Genomic DNA, 22,447 nt, shown 5'->3' with positions numbered 1-22,447 from the left:
CACCTGCGTCGCCGTCAGGCGGCGCCAGTCGCAGCGGGGTGGGCCGCAGCAGAAGCAGCCCTCGCCGCAAACCACGGCGTCAAACGGCGGATCGCTTCCTCCACCAGCGGCGTCGACACCGCAAAGCTCATGCGGAAGAAGCGGTTGCCCTCCACCGGGTCGAAGTCGATCCCCGGGGCGGTGCACACGCCGGTATCGCGCAGCAGCTGCTCGCAGAAGGCAAGACTATCGTCCGTCAGGTGGCCGATGTCTGCCCAGATATAGAACGCCCCGTCGGGCGGCGCGATCTTCGCAAGGCCCATGCCGGGCAGTGCCGCCAGCAGCAGGTCGCGGTTGCGCGCATACGTCGCAACGTGGCCTTCCAGCTCGTCGCGGCAATCGAACGCCACCAGCCCCGCGTGCTGGGCGAGCGAGGGCGGCGTCAGGAACAGGTTGCCCATCCGCGCCACGGCCTGCCCGACCAGCGCAGGCGGCACCACCAGCCACCCCAGCCGCCAGCCGGACATGCTGAAGTACTTGGAAAAGCTGTTCACGATCAGCGCCTGATCGTCGAGCGCCGCCACCGACAGCGCCGCTTCGCCATAAGTGATGCCGTGGTAGATCTCGTCGGAAATGATGCGGATGCCGCGGCGCTGGCACACCGCCACGATGCGCGCCAGCTCATCGGGCGCGATCACCGTTCCCGTCGGGTTGGCCGGGCTCGCCAGGATCACGCCGTGGGGCGCAGGCTTCATCGCCTCCAGCGCGGCGGCGGTGATCTGGTAGCGCTCGGCCGGGCCGCAGGGCAGCTCCACCGGCTCCATGAACAGCGCACGCAGGTTGTTGCGATAGGCGACGTAGCCGGGACGGGCGATAGCGACCCGCGCGCCCGGATCGAACAGCAGCGACAGCGCCATCACCAGCGCGGGCGAGGCCCCGTTGGTCAGGATCACCTGTTCGGGCGCGATCGTCGCCCCGCAGGTCTCGGCGTAGTGCCGCACGATCCGCGCCTTCAGCGCATCGCTCTGCCAGTACCCCATCGGATCGACGTCCAGCACGCGATGCGCCTCGGCGATGGCGGCGGCGGGCGCGCCGGTCGATGGCTGGCCGAATTCCATGTGGATCACGTCGCGCCCTTCGGCCTTCAGCCGATGGGCCAGCACGGAGACGGAAATGGCGTGGAAGGGTTCAAGCTGCGCGGTCATGGCTCATGTGCCTAGCACCGGCTGCGACAGGTTCAAATCCTGCGGCGCAATACATCGCTTTACTTAACCAAGTGATTGACAGGGGCGTCCGCCCGTGTCCCAATGCCGCGCAGACGACCGGCACGAACCGGCGCACAAGGAGAGGTCCATGTCTTCTGAATCCACGCCGGCGGCCCCGCCGCCATCGGCCGGCATTGCCGCGGCCATCACGCTTGCCGTTGTCATCCTCCTCGCCGGGTTCATTGCGCTCGGCACCGCGCTTCACCTGCAACCGCTCTATGCCGGGTTTACCCTGTTGTGGTTCTGGTCGACGGTCGATACGTCCGACCTCAAGAAGCTGCCCGCCGCCGTGATCGGCGCGCTGGCGGGCACCGGCACCAGCTACATGGTGCAGATCGGCGCGGCCACCGGCAACACCGGGCTGGTCATTGCCGCGCTGCTCCTCATCGTGCTTGCGCTGTTCCTGTTGATCGCGCAGCGCCTGCCGGTGATCTTCAACCCCAGCTACATGCTGTTTGTCACCGTGATGAACGCGCCGCTCATCCAGGCGGGCGAAAACTTCCAGAACGTGTTCGCGTCGATTGCGCTGTCCGCGCTCTATTTCGGCGGCATCTTCCTGATCGGTACCCGCGTCATGGCCAGCCGCGCCGCGCGCACCGCCAACGCGTAATCGCATCAGATCCACCCTGCGGGGCGGGAGTTCACAAACTCCCGCCCGCCTTTTTGCCCGGCAAAGGCTTCTCATGCTGCTCTACGACCACCCCTTCTCTCCTTATGGCCAGAAGGTGCGCATCATGTTGCGCGAAAAGGGCCTGTCCTTCACCCAAAGCCTGCCCACAGGGATCGGCGCGGGCGACAATGATGATTACGCCCGCCACAACCCGCGCATGGAAGTGCCCGCGCTGGTGGTCGACGATGCGCACACGCTCTACGATTCGACCGTGATCCTCGAATATATCGAGGACGCGTACCCCACCCCCGCCCTGCGCCCCGCCGATGCGCTCGAACGTGCACGCTGCCGCATGATCGAGGAAGTGTGCGACACGCACTATGAAGCGATCAACTGGGGCTTGGGCGAAATCCGCTTCTTCGGCCGCGCGCCCGACAACGTGGACGCCCTGCGCGCCGTCGCGGGCCGCGAAACCGCACAACTCCAGCAATGGCTCGAACGCCAGATCCAGCCGAGCGGCTGGATGTCCGGAGCCGACTTCGGCTGGGCGGACATTTGCGCTGCCCCCTACGTGATGATGTCGGGTATCTTCGGCTTCGCGCCTGAAAAAGGCTCGCAGCTCTCGCTCTGGCTGGACCGCATCCGCGCCCGACCTTCGGTGGCCGATACCTTTGCCGAAGCAAAGACGCAGGTCGAACCGATGAGCCAGGTGGCCCAGTTGCTCGAAGCCGGGCTGTTCAAGCGCCAGTACCGCGACCACCGCCTCGAATGGATGATCCGCGCGGGCGGCGTCGAGGTGGTGCTTGATGGCCTGGCGAAGGACAACATCCGTTTCACCGACCTGACGCGGTTTACCGCCTGACCTGTCAGCCACCCAGCGCGCGGTGACAGCCCAGCACCGCGCGCCCCACCTCCACTTGTGCGTCGCGCACTGCATCGACGCCATCCAGCGCCACCGCCTGGGCGGCCCGCAACTGGTCGCGGCTGATCTCGCCCACGGCATAGGCCTTGCCCGCCCGCGCCGCGGCCCGGTCCAGCGCCGCCGCCTGATCCTGACGGCTCGCCAGCGCGGCCCGCGCGGTCGCCAACCGGGCGAAGGCGCTTTCCACCTGCTCCCCGCCACGCAGCACCGCCCAGCGATAGCTCGCCAGCGCCTCCTTCTCGGCGCCCTTGGCGCGCGCGATCTCGGCGTCGACGCGGCCGAAATCGAACAGTCGCCAGCGCAGTCCCACCGCGCCCTGCACCACGCTCGAATCGCCGCTGCCAAAGCTCGACAGGCTGTTGCTGGCAAAGCCCAGCATCCCCGACAGGCTCAGCTTGGGCCAGTATTCGCCCAGCGCCTGCCCCACCCGCGCGTGCGCCGCGCGCAGCTTCGCTTCGGCCACCACCAGATCGGGCCGCCGCCGCAGCAGGTCCGACGGCACGCCCGCCGCCGGATCGCTCCCAGCCGGAATGCCGCTCGCCAGCGCGAGTTCGGGCAGGTCCGCCGAAGCGGGCTTGCCGACGAGGATGGCCAGCCGCCCCTTGGCCACCGCCACGCCCCCACGCGCCTGCGGCAGTAGAGCATCGAGCACCGCCAGCGTCGCGGTCGGTTCCTCCAGCGCATTGGTAGCGGCCTCGCCGACGCTCACGCGGCGGCGCATGATGTCGAGCCGCTCCTGCGCGATCGTCCGGCGCTGTTCGAGCGCGCTCAGCTGCGCTTCTGCGCCTCTCAGCCCCAGATAGGTGTCGATCAGGTCACCCACTACCGCAAGCCGCGCGGCGTCGGTCCCGGCCTGCGCCGCCACAAGGTCGGCCAGCGCCGCCTCACGCCCGCGCCGCAAACCGCCTGCCAGATCGATGTCCCAGCCCGCCTCCACGCCCAGTTGCGCGCGGGCCTGCGTCCGCCCGAACCCCGGCACATAGCGCGCCAGCCGCCCGAGACCATCTTCCAGCGACTGCTGCGAGCGTGCCAGCGATCCCGTCACGTTGGCCGAGGGCAGTTGCGCCGCCTTCGCCATCCCGGCACCCGCGCGCGCCTGGTCGACACGCGCCAGCGCCACGTCGATATCGGGATTGCCCGCCAGCGCCTGTTCCACCAGCGCATCGAGCGCCGGATCGCCAAAGCCCTTCCACCACGCGCCTGCCACCGGGCGCGGCGTCGCGGCTGCCGCCTTCCACGCATCGGCCACGGGCAGCGCGGGCGCGTTATAGGCGCTGCCCACGGCGCACCCCGCCAGCAGCAGAGGCGCGAACACGATCAGAAGCTTCATGCCACCGCTCCTTCCTCGACATGGTGCGCCGAAATCACCGGCTTGCGCCTGCGTTCGGCCCGCTCTGCCAGCAGCAGGTACATGACCGGCGTGGCAATGCGCGCCAGTACGGTCGAGGTGACCAGCCCCCCGATCATGCCGATCGCCATAGGCGCGTTCAGGCCGTTGCCTTCGACGGCCAGCGGCAGCAGCCCGCCGATCGCCGTCACCGAGGTGAGCAGCACCGGCAGGAAGCGCAGTTCGCCCGCCTTTTCCACCGCCGCGCGCACTCCCAGCCCGTCGCGCCGCAACTGCTCGGTGAAATCGACCAGCAGGATCGAGTTCTTGATCTCGATCCCTACCAGCGCGATCAGCCCGATCGAGGCGGTGAACGACAGGCTGTTGCCCGTGAGCCAGAGCGCGCCCACTGCGCCGAAGAAGCCCAGCGGCACCACGCCCGCGATCACCACCACGTTGCGGAACGTGCCGAATTCCAGCACGAGCACGGCGAGGATGCCGACCGTCGCTACCACGATCGCGGGGAGCAGCCCACCGAAGCTGCGGGCCTGCGCCTCGGCCTCGCCCGCCACCTTGAAGGCATAGCCCGGCGGCAGCACCAGATCGCTGCGCAGCTTCGCCAGCGTCGCCTCGCTCGCCTTGCTCGAAAGCACGCCGTCCTTGATGTACGAAGTCAGCGTCACCGCGCGTTCGCGTTGCACGCGCTCGATCTGCGCTGCGCCCGATTGCAGCCGCACCGTGGCCAGCGCGGACAGCGGCACGCTGCCCCCGCTGGCTGTGGGCACGAACACGCGGTCGAACGCGCCCATCTCGTTGCGGCCCTGCATCGGCAGGCGCACCGTCACCGGATAATCGTCGCCGTCCTCGTCACGCAGGATCGCCGGGTTCGCCCCGCCCAGCGCGATCTGCACCGCCTGGCGCAGCGCGCCTGCGGGCACGCCCATCGCCCGCGCCCGCGCCTCGTCCACGTCGAGCACCACGTCTGTCCGCGCCGCGCGCATGGGATTGGCCACGTCACGCAGTTCGGGCATCGCGCGCATGAGGTCCTCGCCCTTGTCGGCCAGCCGCCGCAGGGTCTCGATGTCCGGCCCGACGATGCGCACCGCGATCGGCGCCTCGATCGGCGGCCCCTGCTGGAAGTTGACGACCTTGATCCGCGCGCCGGGGATGCGGTTGAAATCGGCGCGCAGCCGCTGTTGCACGCCCGGACTGGTACGCGGGTTCCATTCGCGGAACGCCACTTGCACTTCGGCGGTGGCCGGGTCTTCGGGCGTGGGGATCGCGTTGTAGTAGAGCCTTGGCCCCCCGCGCCCCACACTCGCCACGGTCCACACCACGTCCGGCTCGCGCCGCACCCGCGCTTCCACCTGCCGCACCATGGCGTCGGTGGTAGCGAGCGCGGTGCCGCGCGGCATCTCGATCTTGATCGTGAACTGCGGCAGTTCGGCAGGCGGGAACAGGCTGGTGCCGATCGCCGACACCAGCGGGATCGACAGCAGTGACAGCCCCAGCATGATCGCCAACGCGGCCTTGGGCCGTTCCAGCGCGCGATGCAGCACGGGGGCATAGACCCGCTCGATCCCCGTCGTCATCACCCGCAGCAGCGCGTTACCGTGCGCATCGCCATCGCGCGGAAGCAGGCGGCTGGCCGCGAACGGCATCAGCGTCATCGCCACGATCAGCGACCCCAGCACCGTTCCCAACACCGCGATCGGCAGCGAGCGGATGAACGAGCCCGCCGCTTCGGGCAGCGCCACTAGCGGCAGGAAGGCGAACATCAGGCACGCCGTGCAGCCCAGCACCGCCAGCGCGATCTGCTGCGTGGCGCGGATCGCCGCGGTCATCCGGTCCGCGCCCTCGCGCAGCCAGCGCGCCACGTTCTCGATCACCACGATCGCATCGTCGACCAGCAACCCCAGCGAGATCACGAAGCCCGAGATCGCCATCTGGTTCAGTCCGACACCGCTCAGCGCGAGAATGCCCATGCCGATCAGCAGCGAAACGGGGATCGAGATCATCACCACGCCGGCCGCGCGCCAGCCCAGCGGCAGCAGCGTGATAGCCACGATCAGGAACGCGAGCAGGAAGTCACGCGTCAGCGCACCCAGCCGGTGGCGCACGTTGTCGGCCTGCACAAAGCCCACCTTCAACTGCACGCTGCCCGGCAGGGTCAGGCGGAAGCGGTCGATTTCGCTGCGCACGAGGTCGGTCAACTGGCGCACGTCCTGGTGGTCGGCCTGTTCGGCGGTGACCAGAAGCGCGCGGCGGCCGTCGAAGCGCACGATCTGCGTCGGCTCGCGCTGTGCCCATTCGACATGGGCCACATCGCCCACCAACACCGGACGTCCGCCATCCACGCGCACCGACTGGCCCGCCACCGTGGCAAGATCGGGATAGGTGCCGGCATAGCGCACGTTGAAGCGGCGGTTGCCCGCATTGACAGTGCCGATCGGCGTGTCCGCGCCCCCTGCGCGCAGCGCCTCGATCACCTGCCCCGGCGTGACGCCCTGCGCGGCCATGCGCGCGCTGTCGAGGCCCACGCGCAACTCGCTGATCGGCGCGCCCAGCACTTCGGCCTTGCGGATGCCGGGCACGCGCGCCAGCGCATCGCGCAGGTCCTGCGCCTGCTTGTCGAGCGCGCGCATCGGCAGGATCGGGCTGGTGACCGCCACCTGCACGATCGGCACGCCCGTCGGCCGCGCCCGCTGCACCTCGAAGCGCACGATCCCGGCGGGCAGGGTTGCGCGCAGCGCGTTCACCTCGCGCACCACCTCGTCGTACTTGCGTTCGGGATCAGTGCCCCAGACATATTCGGAATGGACCGCGCTCACCCCGTCGCCGGTGGTCGAGCGCACTTCGCGCAGGCCATCGAGCCCGGCAAGCGCATCCTCGATCGGCTTGGTGACCTGCTGCTCCATGTCCGCAGGGGTCGCGCCTGGCAGCACCGCCACCACCGAGAAGTTGGGGAACGACAACTGCGGGTCCTCGGTGCGCGGAATCGCGAAGAAGGCGTTCAGCCCCAGCGCCACGACCATCGCGAAGGCCAGCAGCGAGAATTGCCAGCGCCGGACGGCAAATTCGATCAGCGCGTTCATTCGGCAGTGACCACCACGGCTTCGCCATCGCCGACGAAGCCCGCCCCCGCCGTGATCACCCGCGCGCCAGGCGCAAGGCCCGAAACGCGCGCCATGCGGTCGGAAAAGCCCAGGAAACCCACCTGCGTGCGCCGCGCCCGCCCCTTGCCGTCGATCACGTAGAGCGTCGCGCGCGCACCGCCCGCCTCCAGCAGCGCCTCGGCCGGAACCGTCACGTCGCCCGCCGCCGCACTGGTCGCACCGCCTGCGAACACCGCCGAGGCCGACGTGCCGCTGGGCAGGCCGCCCGCGCTATCCAGCGCCAGATCGACCGCCACGGTGCCCGACCGGGCATCGCTGGCCGCCCCGATCCGCAGCACCCGCGCCGCGATGGGCTGCGCCCGGCCCGGCACCAGCACTTGCGCGCCCGTGCCGCGTTGCAGCCCCGCGATCCGCGCCACCGGAACCTGCACGGTGGCGAGCAATGGCGAGGAGAGGTCCGCCACGCTCGCCACCGCCTGGCCCGCGGCCAGGGTCTCGCCCAGTTCGGCGCGGCGACTCAGCACCACGCCGGCAAAGGGCATCACCAGCCGGGTCGAGGAAAGATCATATCGCGCCGCCGTCACGGCCGCGCGCGCCGCGCTCAAGGCATCGGCGGCATCGCGCGCCTGAGCCTGCGAAACCGCGCCATCAGGTGCGAGCGTGCCATAGCGCTGCGCCGCACGCCCGTTGCGCGCCGCGTCGGCCTGCGCGCGCACCAGCGCAGCGCGCCAAGGGGTGGCGTCGATCGCGGAGACCAGTGCGCCCGCGCCCAGCCGCTGGCCTTCGCGCGGCGGGCTCGAGATCATGCGTCCGCCAAGGCGGAAGGACAGCGTGGCCTCGCGCTCGCGGTGGATCAGCGCGGCATAGCTCGCGCCCGTCGCCGAAACCGCGCCTTCACCCTGCCCGCCGACCACGAAGACACGGACCGGGGTCGCCGGAGCCTGCGCCTGTGGCGCTGCCTTGGCGGTCTCCTTGCCGCTGCACCCACCCAGCGCGCCAGCCAGCAGCGCCGCGCCAAGTGCTGCACCAATCGTGATGGATCGCCGCGTCGGCATCCGAATCCCCCCTATCCCTGATAGGCTATCAATGATAGGGATGGAGTTAGGTTGTCAAGCGCAACTGATCTCGATCGCGGACATAAGGAACCGATGCGGCAGGACGACAAGCGCGGGCGCGGCGGCGAACGGCGCGAACAGATACTCGAAACGGCGCTGCGCCTGTTCGCGCAGCACGGCATGGCGCACGTCTCGACGCGGCAGATCGCGCAGGCGGTGGGCATCTCGCAGCCCTCGCTCTACGCGCACTTCCGCACCGCGCACGAAATCTCGGCCGAGCTGTGCCTGCGCGCCTTCGACCGGCTGGCGCAGGTCTCGCGCGCGGTGCTGGCCGAACCGGGCACGCCGGCAGCGCATTTTCGCCGTCTGGGGCAGGCCTATATCCACTTTGGGCTGGATCACCCGGACATGTACCGCATGGCCTTCATGATCGAAGGCAATGAACAGACCGCCGCGCTGGTGCGCGAGGCGAAGGATCCGATCATGGCCGTGGGCGAAGGCGCGTTCGACATGCTGCGCCGGGTCATCGCCGCGATGATGGGCACCGAAGCAGGCGGGGTCGATCCCGCCACGGTCGAGCTGGAGGCGCAGTCGGTGTGGGCCTCGGTCCACGGCCTCACCTCGCTGCTGATCGCGCGGCCAGCCTTTCCGTGGGTCGAGCGCGACCGACTGATCGCGCACCACCTCGACACGATCTGCGCCCGCTTCGCCGGAAACGGGCGCAGGGCCTGCATCAGAAGTCGATGGAGGCGCTCGCCTTGAAGGTGCGCGGCTGGCCTTGCAGAAGCGCCGCCGAGAACACGTCGAAGGCCGAAGCCCAGTAGCGCTTGTTGGCCACGTTATCGACGCCGAAGCGCAGCGTCACCGGCTTGTCCGCCGCCACGAAGACATAGCGCGCGCCCAGATCGAAGCGCGTCCACGCCGGGATTTCGAGCGTGTTGGCGACGTTCACCGCCTGCTTGCCGGTGTGGATCATGCGACCGGTCAGCGTCAGGCCGGTCGTGGGCACGTCCCATTCGAGACCTGCATTGGCGGTCCATTCGGGCACGCCCACCGCGCGGTTGCCTTCGTTGATCCCGCCGCTGGTCTTGCGCAGCTTCGCATCGACCACCGAGGCGCCGCCGATGAAGCGCAGGCCCTTGACGGGTTCGCCGTTGAGCGTGAACTCCACGCCCTCGTTGCGCTGCTGGCCATAGAGCCCGAAACGCTTGAGCCCACCGCCGATATCGACCGAATAGCCCACCGGCAGGTCGATGCGGAACAGCGACAGCCCGGCTTCCATGCGGCCCAGCTTCAGCTTGCCGCCGACTTCGTACTGCGTCGACTTGATGGGCGCGAGCACCGCGCCCGCATTGACCACCGACGGGTCGATCGGCGCGGTCGGCCCCTGTTGCAGCGCCTCGATGCGGTTGGCGAACAGCGACACGCCCGACACGGGCTTGACCACCAGCCCGACCACCGGCGTGATGGCCGACTTGCGATAGGTGCCCGTCAGCGAGCCCCCGTCGTAGTAGTTGTAGCTCTTGACCTGGATGTCCTGCAGCCGCAGCCCGCCCGTCAGCAGGACACGATCACCCAGCAGCCCTACCGTGTCCGACGCGAAGGCCGACAGCAGCCGCGTGCGGCTGATCGGGAACGGCGTGTCGAGATCCCCGCCGACGAAGGCCGAGGCCGGGATCTCCGCCTTGGGCGTATCGTAGATATTCGTCGCGAACCCGGCGAAGCCGGGGCCATAGAGGAAGTCGAAGGCGTTGCGGTTGACCTGCCACACCGCGCTGCCGCCGATGTTGAACTCCTGCGTCACCGCGCTGCCCAGCTTCACCCGCAGGCCCGCCTCCAGCGCCTCGTTATTGTCGGTGCGGGGCACGTAGAGCGCGTTGCCGTTGGCCGCGCCCGTCGTGGCATCGAGCACGGTCACGCCGCCATAGATGCCCTGTTCGCTGCCATCCCGCGCGCCGCCCGTCACATAGAGCATGGCGTGCTCGCCCAGATCCTGTTCGAACCGCAGCACGCCGAACACGTCGCGCAAGTCGGTGTAGGTCCACTTCTGGGCATAGTTGGCATCGGCGCGCGGCACCGCCGGGATCGTCGTCGTGCCCACCGTCACCTTCGGGCGCAGGCCGTCGACCTCGACCTTCTGGTAGCCGAGATCGAGGAAGAGGCGCGTGTTGTCGTCATGCCAGTCGAACGCGCCGCCCACCACGCTGGTGCGGCGGAACTCGCCGTCGACCGCGACGTCGCCGCTGCGGAACGCGGCGTTGATCCGCACCCCGAAGGCGCCATCGTTGCCGAAACGGCGCGATACGTCGAAGCTGCCGCCGAAATTGGCGTCCGAGGTATAGCCCAGCGTCACGCGGTTGAGCGGATCGGCCCCGGCCCGCTTCATCTGCAGGTTGACGCTGCCGCCCAAAGACGATCCCCCCGGCGCCGCGCCATTCAGGAACGCCGAGGCGCCGTTCAGCACCTGCACCGACTGGAACAGTTCGGGCGCGATCAGCTGGCGCGGCGCGATGCCGTAAAGCCCGTTCAGCCCCACGTCGTCGCCATAAAGCGCAAAGCCGCGGATCACGAACTGCTCGGCGGCATTGCCGAAGCCATAGCTGGTGCGCACCGTCGGATCGTTCTCCAGCACCTGCCCCAGCGTCTGCGGCTGCTGGTTGAGGATCAGCGCCTCGTTGTAGCTGCGCACGGTAAACGGCACGTCCTCGGCCTTCTTGCGCCCCAGCGCGCCAAGGTCGCCTTCGCCCATGACCTGCGTGGCGTTCGTCGCTTGCGCCGTCACGACGATCTCCTGTGGCGTTTCCTGCGCCAGCGCGGGCGCGGCAAAGGCGGGGACGAGCGCGGTGGCAGCGAGCAAAGTCAGGCGATTCATCATCAGGGCTTTCGTGACGAAGGCGCGCGCGCACGGCGCCGCCAGTGGACAAGGAAAAGGACGAGCGGCAGCGCCAGCAGCGCCACGCAGACAAGATCGCGGACCCCGTCGCCGGTCAGGCCCAGCACCAGCCCGGCGAGAGTCAGCGCGGCGAGCAGCAGCGGCAGCCCCAGCACGCGCGCTGGCGAGCGGGTCGGGCGCGCGGTCATGCAGCGCACCTCCGCTTGCCCAGCCAGAGCGCAAGCCCGCTCCACAGCACGCGGATCGTGGCAAGGTCGAGCAGCGCCCACACCAGCTTGAGCGGCAGCCCACCATAGTCGCCGAAATGCAGCGGCTTCGACAGCATCAGCGCCTGCATCGTTAGCGGCATCGCGCGCACGTCAGTCAGCACGCCGCTTTCGGCATCGACCAGCGCGGGCGTCAGCACATGGCTGGTCAGCGGCGTGTCGCCCTGGAAGAAGATCGCGTAGTGCCGGGGCGACGACCACGCGCCGCCCGGAAAACCGACGAACTGCGGCAGCAGCCCGCCGTGCGCCGCCTGCGCGGCCGCCATCGCCTTGTCCAGCGAGCCATAGCGCGCCGGATCGAGCGCCACTTCACCGTGCCGCGCGGCGACCATCTGTGCCAGTTCGCCCTGCCGCCAGGCCGCGGTCAGCGGATCGGCAAAGGCATTGATCGCGCCGGTCGCGCCGATCGCCAGTGTCCAGCCGAGCGCCAGCACGCCAAGCAGGTTGTGCTCATCCAGCCGCCGCACCCGCGCCGAACGATCGAAGCGCAGCGTCCCGAACGCCAGCCGGTGCATGAACGGCACGTAGAGTACCACGCCCGACACGATCGCGATCAGGAACAGCACGCCCATCACGCCGAGGAACAGCATCCCCGGCAGGCCCAGCAGCAGGTCGGTGTGGAGTTGCAGCAGAAAGGCCATCACCCCGCCGCGCTCGACTTCCCCCACCGCGCGGCCCGTGCCGCGGTCATAGGAAAACAGCCGCATCTCCGCCTCGCCCGCATCCGCGCGCGGCCCAACGGTGACGGTGATCATCGGCGTGTCGGGCGAAAACCCGACGAACAGCGGCACGCCGGCGCGATGTGCCACCCGTGCATAGTCATCCCGCGCCCGCGCCACGACCGCGTCGAGCGGCAGCCCGGCGCGCGCCGACGGCGGCCCGGCCAGCGCGACCTCGCCCTCCAGGGAATCGATCTCGTCATGAAAGATCAGCGGCAGCCCGGTCAGGCACAGGATCAGCAGCGCGAGCGTGCAGACAAGGCTGCTCCACTTGTGGATCCAGGCCCACCCCCTGATCGTTCCCGTTCCCATGCCCGCCGCCGCTAGGGCAGCGACAGCCGACAGTCAATGATAATCACTCGCATTAGCGATTTCTGACTATAACCGTGCGCCTGTCGCTGCAGCGAACGGCGTCACTCGCCTGCCGCGCACGGAGCCCGCCGCTCTGGCCACGCGCGCCACCCAGGGTGCTGGCGGGCGCGCCGTAGAATAGCGGTGATTGCTGTAATGGTTCGATTCCTGACCTGATTGCAGTTGACCCTCGAACCACCGTGAAGCAATCGATTTCGCTCGATCCGCCTCCAGTTAATGCGCCATAAACCAATCCGGTTAAACTTATGGCCTATGGATATGGGGTGAACTCTTAGGTACTTTACCTATGCGGCTAGGGTCAGGGAAAACGTACCAGTGGGCAGCGTCAAGTTCGGGCCGGGTCAGGTCGAAGAAGCATCCGATGTCCAACTGCCGGATTCGATCCGCTGGTCTTTGGGCAATGCCACCGCCTGTGGCCAGCAGGGCTATTTGCGCCCGTGCCAAAAGGTCGATTGCAGCGCGATGCCCGCCGCTTCGTTTCCCAACGCGGTCATCTGCAAAACCGACCGCGAGATGGTCTTCGTGGTCGAGGATGACGACGATCTGCGGGACAACCTCGTCGAACTGGTCGACGGGCTCGGTTTCGACGCGATGGGCTGCGCCAGCGCGGCAGAACTGATCGAACATCTTCCGCGCTACAAGACGGGCTGCGTCCTGCTCGATATCCGCCTGCCGGGGCAGGATGGCCTGGCCGTGCAGGAATGGATCAACGGCGCGAACTTCGCGCTGCCGGTCGTGTTCATCTCAGGCGTGCAGGACGTCGCAACCGTGGTGCACTGCATGAAGGCCGGCGCGTTCGACTTCCTGCAGAAGCCCTTTGGCGAAATGCAGCTGCGCAAGGCGGTGACGTCGGCGGTTGGCGAATCACGCCGCCGCTTCTGCCGCTTCGAAAGCGAACGGCTGGTGCGCCAGATGATCGAATCGCTGACGCCCACCGAAACCTATGTCGCGGGGATGATCTCGCGCGGGTATCCGACCAAGCTGATCGCGGCCGAAATGGGCCGCAGCGAAAACACGGTGAAGATCCACCGCCACCGCATCTTCAACAAGCTCAAGGTCAATTCGGCGGCCAGCGTGGCCAACATCATCCGCCACGCACGCGGCCCGGAATCACAAGACGGCGCCTGAGCGGGCCACACCCGGCAGGGGTGGCCCGCCGCCTGCCGCCAGTCGCCGCGGGCTCAGTCTTCGCCGCCCTGCGGCGCGATATCCGTATCCGGCGCATCCAGTGCGATCCCAGTGGCCAGCGCGATCCTGACGGCATCGGGGCCGTTGCGGGCCTGCAGCTTGCGCAGAACGCTGGCGCGGTGACATTCGACGGTGCGACGGCTGATGCCCAGCACGTCGCCGGTCTCCTTGCTCGAAAATCCCCAGGCCAGACACCGCAACACCCCTGCCTCGCGGTCGGACAGGCCTTGCGGTGGCCGCATCGCTGTCGTGTCGATCCCATGATCGAGAACGAAGTTGCGATTGGGCACGTTCAACATGGCAGCAGCCTTCAGAATTTGAGCGGGGCGCCTGCGCAGCGACCACACAGAGCGGTGGCGATGGCGCCGTGCATGCTCGAAAGCCCCGCAGACATGCGTAAACGGGAAGCGGGCGGCCGCCTCGTGCCGCACCGGACGCCACCCTTGTGCGGGCGATCAGGCGAAGTAGCGGACCAGCCCTATGGCGGCGCCGATGACCCCACCCCAGCCGGTGATCGCCAGACCGCCGATGATCGCGACGCGGACGATGAACGAGTATCGTTCGATCTCGGGCTCTGCGAACACAGCCCCCGCCTCCATCGCCGCACCAGCGGCCACCCTGGAGCGATCTGCCCGTCGCGTCGTACTGCGTCGCGCGACGGGCGAGATGACGGCCGCAGGGGCGCCAAGTCGCCGCATGGGGACACTGGAACGCGCTTTCGGCATGGTGATCTCGTTCTGCATGCTAGCGAGCATCGCATGCCACCTATTCTGCGGAAATCACCTAGTTGGGTGGACGCGTAAACCTTTTGACGACGTCCACCCGAAAAGACCGCTGTTCGCCCCGGACGCGGCCTGCGATCTTCGCGTCACTGGCTGACGGGGTTGTCCAGCAACTGCCACATGCCCGCACCAACAGCGCCCAGCGTGCCTAGCGCGATCCAGACCGCGGAATTGCCGTTGCCCGACTTGCAACCACCACGACCGCATGACGCCGAAACCTCGGCACTCAGCGCCAACCGCGAAGCACCCCGAGCAGATGCGGTCCCGGCACTTGCGGCAAGAAGAAGCGCGGACGAAGCCAACGCGGCAACAATAAACCTGTGCTTACGCATAACCCAATTCCCCAAACATCTTCGTAAAATCCTCTAGTGGCAAACTGGCAGGAAGCCCATGAACCAAAAGGGCTATGCCGCTGTCGCAAGGCCCCTGCACGACTGGCTCACGCACGGCCCGGGACGGTTTCAGACGAGCCGCTCCATCTGCGCGAGCATCTGTTGCGCAAGGACCGCCCGATCATACGTGTGCGCAGCGTGCGGACCGTTCCGCTTGAAGCGCTCGCGCAGCACAGCGTCGTGGAACAGCCGTCGCACGGCCTCGCACAGCGCTTCGGGGTTCTCCGGCTCGAACGTCAGACCGACGTCGTGACGCTTCACGATATCGGCCGATTCCCCCTCCACCCCGTGCAGCACGGGAATCGCCATGGCCATGCACTCGAACAGCTTGGAGGGAATGACGGTTCTGAACAGATCGTTCTTCGTCAGATGGATGATCGACGCATCGAGGATCGACCAGTATCGCACCACCTGCTCCTTCGGCACGGTGTCGACGAACACCACATTGTCGAGACCCAGATCGTGCGCCCGCCGCACGAGGCGCGCACGATGCGCGCCGTCGCCCAGCAGCATCAGGCGGCAATCCTGCGCCCACGAAGCCTGCTTGAGCAGGACCGCCGCGTCGATCAGCGTGTCCAGCCCGTGCGCCATGCCATGGGTTCCGATGTAACCGAGCACGAACTTGTCGCGCAGGCCAAGCGCTTGTTCCAGCGCAACGTCCTTGTCCATGGCCACGAAGCGAGCGGTGTCCGCACCGTTGGTGACGACGTGGACCTTGCCAGCATCGATACCACGCCTGATCAGGTTTTCGCGGAAAGCATGGGTGACGGTCACGATCGCCGTCGCCTTGCGATAGAGGAACAGTTCGAGCGCTTCGAGGCGATCGAGCACGTATTCCTTCTTCATCGCACCGACGGCACGGATCGATTCCGGCCATATGTCGCGCAGTTCGAACACCCACGGCCGACGCTTGACCACGCTGACCGCACAGGCTGCGCAAGCCGTGAAGAATTGCGGTGACGTACCCACGATCACATCGACCCGCCGCACGAACAGGGCGGCGAGAAACGCTGTGACCATGTAGCTGAGGTAATCGAGGATACGCTTCGCGAAGCCTTCGTTGCGCGCGATATAGCTCCACACCCGGATCACCGTGATTCCGGCCATGTCCTCGCGCTGCCACAGCCGGTTGCGGTAACCGCCGAACACCGCGCCCTTGGGAAAATTGGGGGCGCAGGTGATAACGGTGACGCGATGGCCGGCACGCACCCATTCACGGCAATGCTCGAACGTCCTGCTGGCAGGCGCGTTCACTTCGGGCGCGAAGTTGTCCGAAAGGAAAAGGATATGCATCTGGTTCAGGTCCAGCCGACATCAAGCGTCGCCCTCCCGCCCTGCAGGGGGGAGCACGATGCAGAGGTTTCGCCTGACGACCCCGAATGCGGGTCGGATCAGGCGTCAGATTGCGGAAGAGTTCAGCGCTGGTGTGCGAGATCCCGGCGCACGTCGCTGCGGCCGCCCAGCACGGCGCGGTAGGCCTCCAGCGTCCGGGCCGCGACATCGCGCGCACCGTAGGTTTCACGCGCGACCCGGGCAATCGCGACACGATCCCAGGCGTGGTCCAGCGCGCGCGCAAGCATCGTGGCCTGCGCGGCGGGATCGTCCACCGGCCAGAACAGCCCGTTCACCCCCGGCTCGATCATGTAGGGAATGCCGAAGGCTTTCGGGGCGACCACCGCAACCCCGCGCGCCTGCGCCTCGGCGATCGCCATCGGCGCGGTTTCCTGGCGCGAGGCCATTACCAGGCAAGAAGCACGGTCGAGCAGGGCAGCCAGTTCCGAAGACGACAAATTGCCGGCCATCCGGATACGACCCGTCAGCCCTTCGGCGGCGATGAAATCGTTGCATTTCGCGAAGTAGGCATCGTCCGAGGCGTCGCCGCAAATGGTCAGGCTCGCGTCCGGATCGTGCCTCATGACCTTCGCAGCGGCAACGATGACCGCCAGCGTGTTCTTGCGTGGGCCGATCCGTCCGACCGAAACAATATGCCGCGCGCGAGATGGACAGGTTTCGCGGTCCTGCGTGACGAACACGGGATCAAGCGGATTGGGGATCGGGTAGCGCTCGAGGCGGGCAATGTCGGGCAGCGCCTCCTGAACGTAGGGATTGATGGAGATCACGTGTCCGATCCGGCGGCGGGCTCGCTTCTCCACGATGCGGATGACTTGCCCTGCAAGGTGCCGCGCCAACAGGCCTGCGCCGATGCCTCGCGCCGAAGCGACCATGTCCTTGTGGAGAAAACCATGGACCGTCAGGATGCGGGGGCAGCTGACAAGCCTTCCGATCCCCGCGACGCCTTGCAGGTGAACGATATCGGGACGCAGGTTCTCGACCATGCGGGCAAGCCTGACGGCGTCCGAGGTCCAGTAATGCAAGGAACCGGGGCGGGCGCGCTGCATGTAGATCGTCCGCACGCCACGGTGGTCGCAGGTCGCATCCTGGCTGGCAGCTGGCACGATCAGGGTCAGGTCGACCGTGCGCGCGAGTTCGGGCAACAAGGTGTCGATGACCCGCTCGACGCCGCCGGAAATCCGCTTCCCCGGCTCCGGGTAGTCTCCGACCATCACGACTTTCATGTGCTTTGCTTTCTGTAAATCAACAGCGCGAGGATCGTTTCGAACACGATCATGATGGCCGCAACGACCGAGACTATCAGCTTGAGGTCAGCACCGCAGAGCAGGACGGCGGGAACGAGGACCAGGAGCTTGATGGCGCCCAGAGCGCTGGCCAGATGTGGCACGCCTCGTGTGTGTACGCTCAGGCTGTAGAAGCCGATCGCCGCCGCGCCCGAATACCCGAAGAAATACAACAGGAAGACCTGTTCCAGTTGCGGGAAGCGATGCCGGTAGACCATGTCGAGCCCCGCCGCGACCAGGCCCCCGCCCGCCAGCAGCCCGGCCCATACGGCCATAATCAGCATCAGGCCGCGCCTGCTCCACATCAGGCGTTCGACCTGCGATGCCGCGCCCAGCATGTGCGGCAGCAAGACGCTGCGCACCGAATAGACCAGCAACGAAACCGGCGCCGTGAACGTCACGATCAAGCCGTAGGTACCGACCGCCGTGGCATCGAGCCTTGATGCGATGACGTACTGCGGAACATAGGGCACCGCGATGAAGGCAATGGCGTTCAGATGGACGTGGGCGGCATAGCGAGCGACGCCCTGCAACTGCGGACGTGGCGCCGAAAAGGCGCGTCGCACGAACTTGCCCGATGCAGAGCCGCTCAACGCCAGGACCGGAAAGGCATAGACCGCCAGCGCCACCCACGCCACGTCCGCCCGCAGCAACAGCGCGGCAACCCCGCCCGCGGCGCGCACCAGGGCGAACACGATGCTCAGGCGGGCGAAGCTTGCATAATCCTGCCGCGCCTGATCAGCGGCGCGCATCCCGTTCCAGATGTTCAGGATCGGCCCGATGGCAATGCCCAGACCGATGTCGGCCCACCCGCACGCCCATACGGTCCCGCCGACCGCCACCCCCACGGGAACCAGCGCGAACCGGACCGCGAAGGCAAGGCCAAGATAGCTTTCGTCGCGCGTGTCGCCATGGAATTTCGTTGCCGTGGCGTTCAGGCCGAACTCCATCAGACCGCTCGACAGCATGAGCGTCGCAACGATGATGCTGAGCCGCGCGAATGCGTGGACGTCGAGTATCAACCCCGAAGCGGCCGATATTCCGAACGTCACCGCCTGGACGAGAACCGTCGAAAGGAATGTTATCGCCGCATCCTGGAAGACGCGGCGCAGCAATGGGCTGCTTGCAGACGTATTCATGGATATCTCGTGCCGAGAAGCCCGGTTTCAACGCCACCGGCCGACTGTCGCGCGCGGACGGCAAGGCCCATCGCGAGAGCCATCACCATGTTGTGGTATCGCGTCGAAAGCGCGGTATGTGTCGCCATCATATCGACCAGCAGCACGATCAGCGTGGGCAGCAAGAGATGCCACAGCGGATGACGCAGCGTGTTCGACAGCGCCGCCATCATTGCAGCAATCAGCAACAGGACCGGCAGAACCCCGCTTTCGCTCCACATCATCAGGAAGGTGTTGTGCGCCCCTTGCCAAACGCCCGCTTCCAACAGCCCGCCGACCATGTGGTGGCCGCTTCCCAGGCCGTTGCCCAGGGGAAAGGTCTCCCACGCCCGCGCCGCAGCCAGCTGCCAAAGATAGGTGCGGCCGGTCGTGGTCTCCTCGTCGATCTGCCCGCCAAGAATATCGCCGATCGCAAGCACCCGGCTCTGCTGCGCCGCACCGAGCTGCAAAGCGGGACTTTCTGCTATGCCGCGCAGAATGCCGTCCGGATCCTGCACCAGGAGGATCGCCACCACCGCGACGAGAGGCAGCAGGATCAGACCAAATCCCTTTGCCTTGCGCATCAGACTCCAGGCCAGATAGACGATCACGCACGTCATGCCGGTCTTCGAAAAGGTCAGGAACACGGCTACCGACGACACCAGCAGCCCCAGCCACTGGATCAGCCGATTGCGAAACGGCAATTCCTGCACGAACACCACGGCAAACACCGATACCATCGCCGCTTCGTTGGGGTTCGCGAAGAACCCGCCCATTCTTTCTTCAAACGAGAACGCGCGCGGTAGATTGGCGTAATACCGGTACAGGATCGGAGAGAACCAAACCGATGCCGCTGCCACCAGCAGCGCGCCCCTCACGAACAGCAGGAACGAAAGCGCGCGCCTGTCGTCATCGACCAGGCTGGCCGCATAGCCCACCGCCCCCCACAACACGACAAGCGTCCCGCCGTAGGCCCGGACGTAGTGCGCGGGATCGTCGACGGTCGCGCTGGCGCCCGAGAACATCACACCAAGCGCCAGATATGTCGCCAGCGCCCCCATCAGCAGGGAGAACGGCAGCGACCAAGCGCGCCGGCCGACGAAGATCACCAGGAACAGGGCCGAGCCCAGCATGGCGAACGAGACCAGGGCTTCCTGATCGAACACCATCCACATGACGCCGTTGATGTTCAGCAGGCAGATGACCGCAAGGATGCGTGCGGGAAGATCTGTCTTGTCGATCGCGCCGTGCCGATCCGATCGGGCCAAGAAACGGCCTGCGACGGCGGTGCCCGGTGCGTCCCGAAGGGGCGATGCGTTAATCGCTGCCACGTTTGCCCCCTTCAGTGCTTGCGTGCAATATCGCGATAGACACACGCGATGCGCGCTCGCGCCACGCTGGCGGTGAATTCGCGCCGGACCTTGTCGTAGGCAAACTGGCCGCGTCGACGTGCCTCTGAGGGGTCGCGATGGATCGCCGCGAGTGTCGCGGCCACGCCATCGGCACTCAGCTCATCGATGAAATAGCCACCGCGCTCCTCGACCACGGGCTCCAGCAGGCCGACCCGTGAGCAAGCGACCACCATGCCGCTCATCATCGCCTCGGTCACCGCGTTGGAATGTCCTTCGCTCCTGCTCGGCAGGCAGAACACGTCGTGCGCGTCCAGCGCGGCGCGGACCTCTTCATGGGGCTGGCGCCCCCGCCGATCGCAGACGAAGCCCGCGATCGGTGGCTGGCTGTCTGCGTGGTTGGCGAATTCGGGCGTTTCCGCGCCGATCACGGTCAGATGCACGGCGACACCTTGCGCGGCCAGGCGGCGACATCCATCGAACGCCTCGATGACCCCCTTGTTGGGATGGCAGAAGCCGACGAACAGAACACGCAGCGGGTCGCCCATCAGTCGTGGCACGATCGTTTCCGGCACTTCGGCATCAGGCACGAAGTTGGGGAACAGCACGCCATCGCGGCCGAACTGGCTCTTGAGAAAGGGCAGATAGAGCTGCCCTTCCGCCAGCACCGCAGCAGTGCTGGACATGATCCGATCGACCAGAAACCGGTAGGCGCGGCCCCGCGCGCGATAGGCATCGATGAACAGCGGCGCCTTGATGTCGTAGACCAGCGGCGTGCCGAACACCCGGCATAGCGCAGCCAGCAGCGCCTCGCGCGGCAGCGCCTCGTGGTAGCGCGCCAGACAATGCACCGCATCTGGACGGTGGCGCAGCAAGGCTCGCACCATGCGCAGAAAATCGATCGCGAACCGCACCGGGAACAGCGCCTTGATCCCGCTGTCCTGCCCCCGCACGGTATGGAACAGCGGGATCAGTTCGACCTCGTCGCTGGCCAGCTGGCGCTCATAGACTTCCATGTTGCGCGTGTAGCCCCCTGTCCCGCCCCCCGCTCCGCGCGGGATGGATTGGCCATAGGGCGGGCCGAACAGCAGCACGCGCAGACGTTCGCCCGGCACTGCCGCCGCCGTCACGACCAGACTCCGCGGGTATCGACGCATTGGCCGCGTGGCGCCGGACGGCCCTTGAACGGCCGGTGATCCACCAGCATCACATGGACGTCAGCCAGATCGCGCGCCTGTTCCTCGCCGACCAGACGCGCCCCTGCGAGAACGGCGGGCGCTTCTTCGATGTTGGGGTCGACCACCAGCACCGGCCCCGGATGCCGCTTGGCCAGCTGCCCTGCGATCTCCAGCGCGGGACTTTCGCGCAAGTCGTCGATGTCGGGCTTGAACGCCAGGCCATAGCACGCGAGCGTCACGTCGCCGGCCTGCACGCCGGGGTGCGAGGCCAGATGCGCCGCGATCGCCGCATCCACTTTCGCCAGCACCCAGTGTGGCTTGGCATCGTTCACTTCGCGCGCCGTCCCGATCAGGCGTGCAAGGTCCGGCGTGCGCGAAACGATGAACCATGGGTCGACCGCGATGCAGTGCCCGCCGACGCCCGGCCCCGGCTGCAGGATGTTGACGCGCGGGTGCCGGTTGGCGAGCGCGATCAGTTCCCACACGTCGATCCCCAGCCGGTCGCAGATCATCGACAGTTCGTTGGCGAAAGCGATGTTGACGTCGCGGAAGCTGTTTTCGGTGAGCTTCGCCATTTCCGCCGTGCGGGCATTGGTGACGACGCATTCGCCTTCGACGAAGTGACGATAGAGCGCCACCGCCGCCTGCGAGCAGCGCGGCGTCAGGCCACCGATCACGCGGTCGTTGTGGATCAGTTCCTGCATGACCTTGCCCGGCAGCACGCGCTCCGGACAATGCGCGATGCGGATGTCGGATTCTTCCCCCAAGTCTTGCGGAAAGGTCAGGTCGGGGCGGGCCTGCGCCAGCCATTGCGCCATCTGTTCGGTGGCCCCTACGGGCGAGGTCGATTCCAGCACCACCAGGTTGCCCGGCTGCAGCACCGGCGCAATCGCCAGCGTGGCCGCCTTGATGTAGCTGAGATCGGCTTCGTGCCCGTCGCCCACAAACGGCGTGGGCACGGCCACGAGGAACGCCTCGGCCGGTTCCGGAACGGTCGTCGCGCGCAGCAGCCCGCCCTGCACCACCGCCTGCACGACGATGTCGAGATCGGGCTCGACGATGTGGATCTCGCCCCGGTTGATGGTGGCGACGGCGTGGGGGTTCACGTCCACGCCGATCACCTTGATCTGGCGCGAAGCGAACATGGCGGCGGTCGGCAGGCCGATATAGCCCAGCCCGATGACCGAAATGGTATCGAAGGTACGTTTCATGGCGTCGGAAGTGTCCCGGATGAAGGAAGG

Annotated in this window: 20 protein-coding genes; 4 read left to right on the top strand and 16 right to left on the bottom strand. The window is 67.3% G+C overall.

The annotated features are described in order from the left end of the window. Nucleotides 1–14 precede the first annotated feature (14 nt). The gene (locus tag K3A84_RS05165; RefSeq protein ID WP_225008264.1) at nucleotides 15–1,184 is read right to left on the bottom strand and encodes a pyridoxal phosphate-dependent aminotransferase; all 1,170 of its coding nucleotides are present in this window, start codon (nucleotides 1,182–1,184) and stop codon (nucleotides 15–17) included. Nucleotides 1,185–1,332: 148 nt separating this feature from the next. Here K3A84_RS05165 and K3A84_RS05160 point away from each other — a divergent pair, with 148 nt between their 5' ends. Together K3A84_RS05160 and K3A84_RS05155 are read left to right on the top strand one after the other, a co-directional pair. Next, complete coding sequence (locus tag K3A84_RS05160) at nucleotides 1,333–1,854, top strand: hypothetical protein (RefSeq protein WP_225008263.1); 522 nt, start codon at nucleotides 1,333–1,335, stop codon at nucleotides 1,852–1,854. A 73-nt stretch (nucleotides 1,855–1,927) separates the two neighbouring features. After that, nucleotides 1,928–2,716 carry a glutathione S-transferase family protein gene (locus tag K3A84_RS05155; protein WP_225008262.1) on the top strand — a complete coding sequence of 263 codons (789 nt, stop codon included), beginning with the start codon at nucleotides 1,928–1,930 and terminating at the stop codon, nucleotides 2,714–2,716. 4 nt (nucleotides 2,717–2,720) lie between these two features. On the opposite strand, the gene K3A84_RS05150 is transcribed toward K3A84_RS05155, so the two are convergent. From K3A84_RS05150 to K3A84_RS05140, 3 genes are read right to left on the bottom strand one after another with little or no spacing between them, the layout of a single operon-like run. Next, nucleotides 2,721–4,106, bottom strand: a complete 1,386-nt coding sequence (locus tag K3A84_RS05150) for an efflux transporter outer membrane subunit (RefSeq protein WP_225008261.1) — start codon at nucleotides 4,104–4,106, stop codon at nucleotides 2,721–2,723. Next, nucleotides 4,103–7,198, bottom strand: coding sequence for an efflux RND transporter permease subunit (locus tag K3A84_RS05145; protein ID WP_225008260.1), 3,096 nt, complete (start codon nucleotides 7,196–7,198; stop codon nucleotides 4,103–4,105). Before K3A84_RS05145 ends, K3A84_RS05150 begins: the two co-directional genes overlap by 4 nt. Beyond that, entirely contained in the window at nucleotides 7,195–8,274 is a 1,080-nt protein-coding gene (locus tag K3A84_RS05140) for an efflux RND transporter periplasmic adaptor subunit (RefSeq protein WP_225008259.1), read from the bottom strand. The genes K3A84_RS05145 and K3A84_RS05140 overlap by 4 nt, the downstream gene beginning before the upstream one ends. Before the next feature lie 51 nt (nucleotides 8,275–8,325). Here K3A84_RS05140 and K3A84_RS05135 point away from each other — a divergent pair, with 51 nt between their 5' ends. Continuing rightward, the gene (locus K3A84_RS05135; RefSeq protein WP_225008258.1) at nucleotides 8,326–9,036 is read left to right on the top strand and encodes a TetR/AcrR family transcriptional regulator; all 711 of its coding nucleotides are present in this window, start codon (nucleotides 8,326–8,328) and stop codon (nucleotides 9,034–9,036) included. On the opposite strand, the gene K3A84_RS05130 is transcribed toward K3A84_RS05135, so the two are convergent. Genes K3A84_RS05130 through K3A84_RS05120 form a run of 3 tightly spaced genes read right to left on the bottom strand, consistent with a single transcriptional unit; the run spans nucleotide 9,008 to nucleotide 12,464 of the window. Next, nucleotides 9,008–11,149, bottom strand: a complete 2,142-nt coding sequence (locus K3A84_RS05130; RefSeq protein ID WP_404823109.1) for a TonB-dependent receptor — start codon at nucleotides 11,147–11,149, stop codon at nucleotides 9,008–9,010. The two genes, K3A84_RS05135 and K3A84_RS05130, sit on opposite strands and share 29 nt — an antisense overlap. Next, the gene (locus K3A84_RS05125) at nucleotides 11,149–11,355 is read right to left on the bottom strand and encodes a hypothetical protein (protein WP_225008257.1); all 207 of its coding nucleotides are present in this window, start codon (nucleotides 11,353–11,355) and stop codon (nucleotides 11,149–11,151) included. Before K3A84_RS05125 ends, K3A84_RS05130 begins: the two co-directional genes overlap by 1 nt. Continuing rightward, the gene (locus K3A84_RS05120; RefSeq protein WP_225008256.1) at nucleotides 11,352–12,464 is read right to left on the bottom strand and encodes a PepSY-associated TM helix domain-containing protein; all 1,113 of its coding nucleotides are present in this window, start codon (nucleotides 12,462–12,464) and stop codon (nucleotides 11,352–11,354) included. Before K3A84_RS05120 ends, K3A84_RS05125 begins: the two co-directional genes overlap by 4 nt. 375 nt (nucleotides 12,465–12,839) lie before the next feature. On the opposite strand from K3A84_RS05120, the gene K3A84_RS05115 reads away from it, so the two are divergent. Continuing rightward, nucleotides 12,840–13,652, top strand: a complete 813-nt coding sequence (locus K3A84_RS05115) for a response regulator transcription factor (RefSeq protein WP_225008255.1) — start codon at nucleotides 12,840–12,842, stop codon at nucleotides 13,650–13,652. A 53-nt stretch (nucleotides 13,653–13,705) separates the two neighbouring features. On the opposite strand, the gene K3A84_RS05110 is transcribed toward K3A84_RS05115, so the two are convergent. The 9 genes from K3A84_RS05110 to wecC form a co-directional block, all read right to left on the bottom strand. Then, nucleotides 13,706–14,011, bottom strand: a complete 306-nt coding sequence (locus tag K3A84_RS05110) for a helix-turn-helix domain-containing protein (protein WP_225008254.1) — start codon at nucleotides 14,009–14,011, stop codon at nucleotides 13,706–13,708. A 156-nt stretch (nucleotides 14,012–14,167) separates the two neighbouring features. Beyond that, a complete protein-coding gene (locus tag K3A84_RS05105; protein WP_225008253.1) occupies nucleotides 14,168–14,455 on the bottom strand; it encodes a hypothetical protein in 288 nt (95 codons plus the stop codon). Between the two features lie 125 nt (nucleotides 14,456–14,580). After that, nucleotides 14,581–14,730: a hypothetical protein gene (locus K3A84_RS05100; protein WP_225008252.1), complete on the bottom strand. Its 150-nt coding sequence runs from the start codon at nucleotides 14,728–14,730 to the stop codon at nucleotides 14,581–14,583. Nucleotides 14,731–14,955: 225 nt separating this feature from the next. Continuing rightward, the gene (locus tag K3A84_RS05095) at nucleotides 14,956–16,179 is read right to left on the bottom strand and encodes a glycosyltransferase family 4 protein (protein WP_225008251.1); all 1,224 of its coding nucleotides are present in this window, start codon (nucleotides 16,177–16,179) and stop codon (nucleotides 14,956–14,958) included. A gap of 122 nt (nucleotides 16,180–16,301) precedes the next feature. Beyond that, on the bottom strand, nucleotides 16,302–17,462 hold the full coding sequence (locus tag K3A84_RS05090; protein WP_225008250.1) for a glycosyltransferase family 4 protein: 1,161 nt from the start codon (nucleotides 17,460–17,462) through the stop codon (nucleotides 16,302–16,304). Next, a complete protein-coding gene (locus K3A84_RS05085; RefSeq protein WP_225008249.1) occupies nucleotides 17,459–18,637 on the bottom strand; it encodes a polysaccharide biosynthesis protein in 1,179 nt (392 codons plus the stop codon). Before K3A84_RS05085 ends, K3A84_RS05090 begins: the two co-directional genes overlap by 4 nt. Before the next feature lie 20 nt (nucleotides 18,638–18,657). Beyond that, entirely contained in the window at nucleotides 18,658–20,010 is a 1,353-nt protein-coding gene (locus tag K3A84_RS20500; protein ID WP_225008248.1) for an O-antigen ligase family protein, read from the bottom strand. A gap of 11 nt (nucleotides 20,011–20,021) precedes the next feature. Beyond that, nucleotides 20,022–21,158 (bottom strand): glycosyltransferase family 4 protein, encoded by a 1,137-nt coding sequence (locus K3A84_RS20495; RefSeq protein ID WP_225008247.1) that lies wholly within the window; start codon nucleotides 21,156–21,158, stop codon nucleotides 20,022–20,024. Then, the gene (gene wecC / locus K3A84_RS05070; RefSeq protein WP_225008246.1) at nucleotides 21,155–22,417 is read right to left on the bottom strand and encodes a UDP-N-acetyl-D-mannosamine dehydrogenase; all 1,263 of its coding nucleotides are present in this window, start codon (nucleotides 22,415–22,417) and stop codon (nucleotides 21,155–21,157) included. The genes K3A84_RS20495 and wecC overlap by 4 nt, the downstream gene beginning before the upstream one ends. Nucleotides 22,418–22,447 lie beyond the last annotated feature (30 nt).

Origin of the sequence: Novosphingobium percolationis (assembly GCF_020179425.1) — a bacterium.
Lineage (GTDB): Bacteria > Pseudomonadota > Alphaproteobacteria > Sphingomonadales > Sphingomonadaceae > Novosphingobium > Novosphingobium percolationis.
This window is presented reverse-complemented; position numbering and strand designations above follow the sequence as displayed.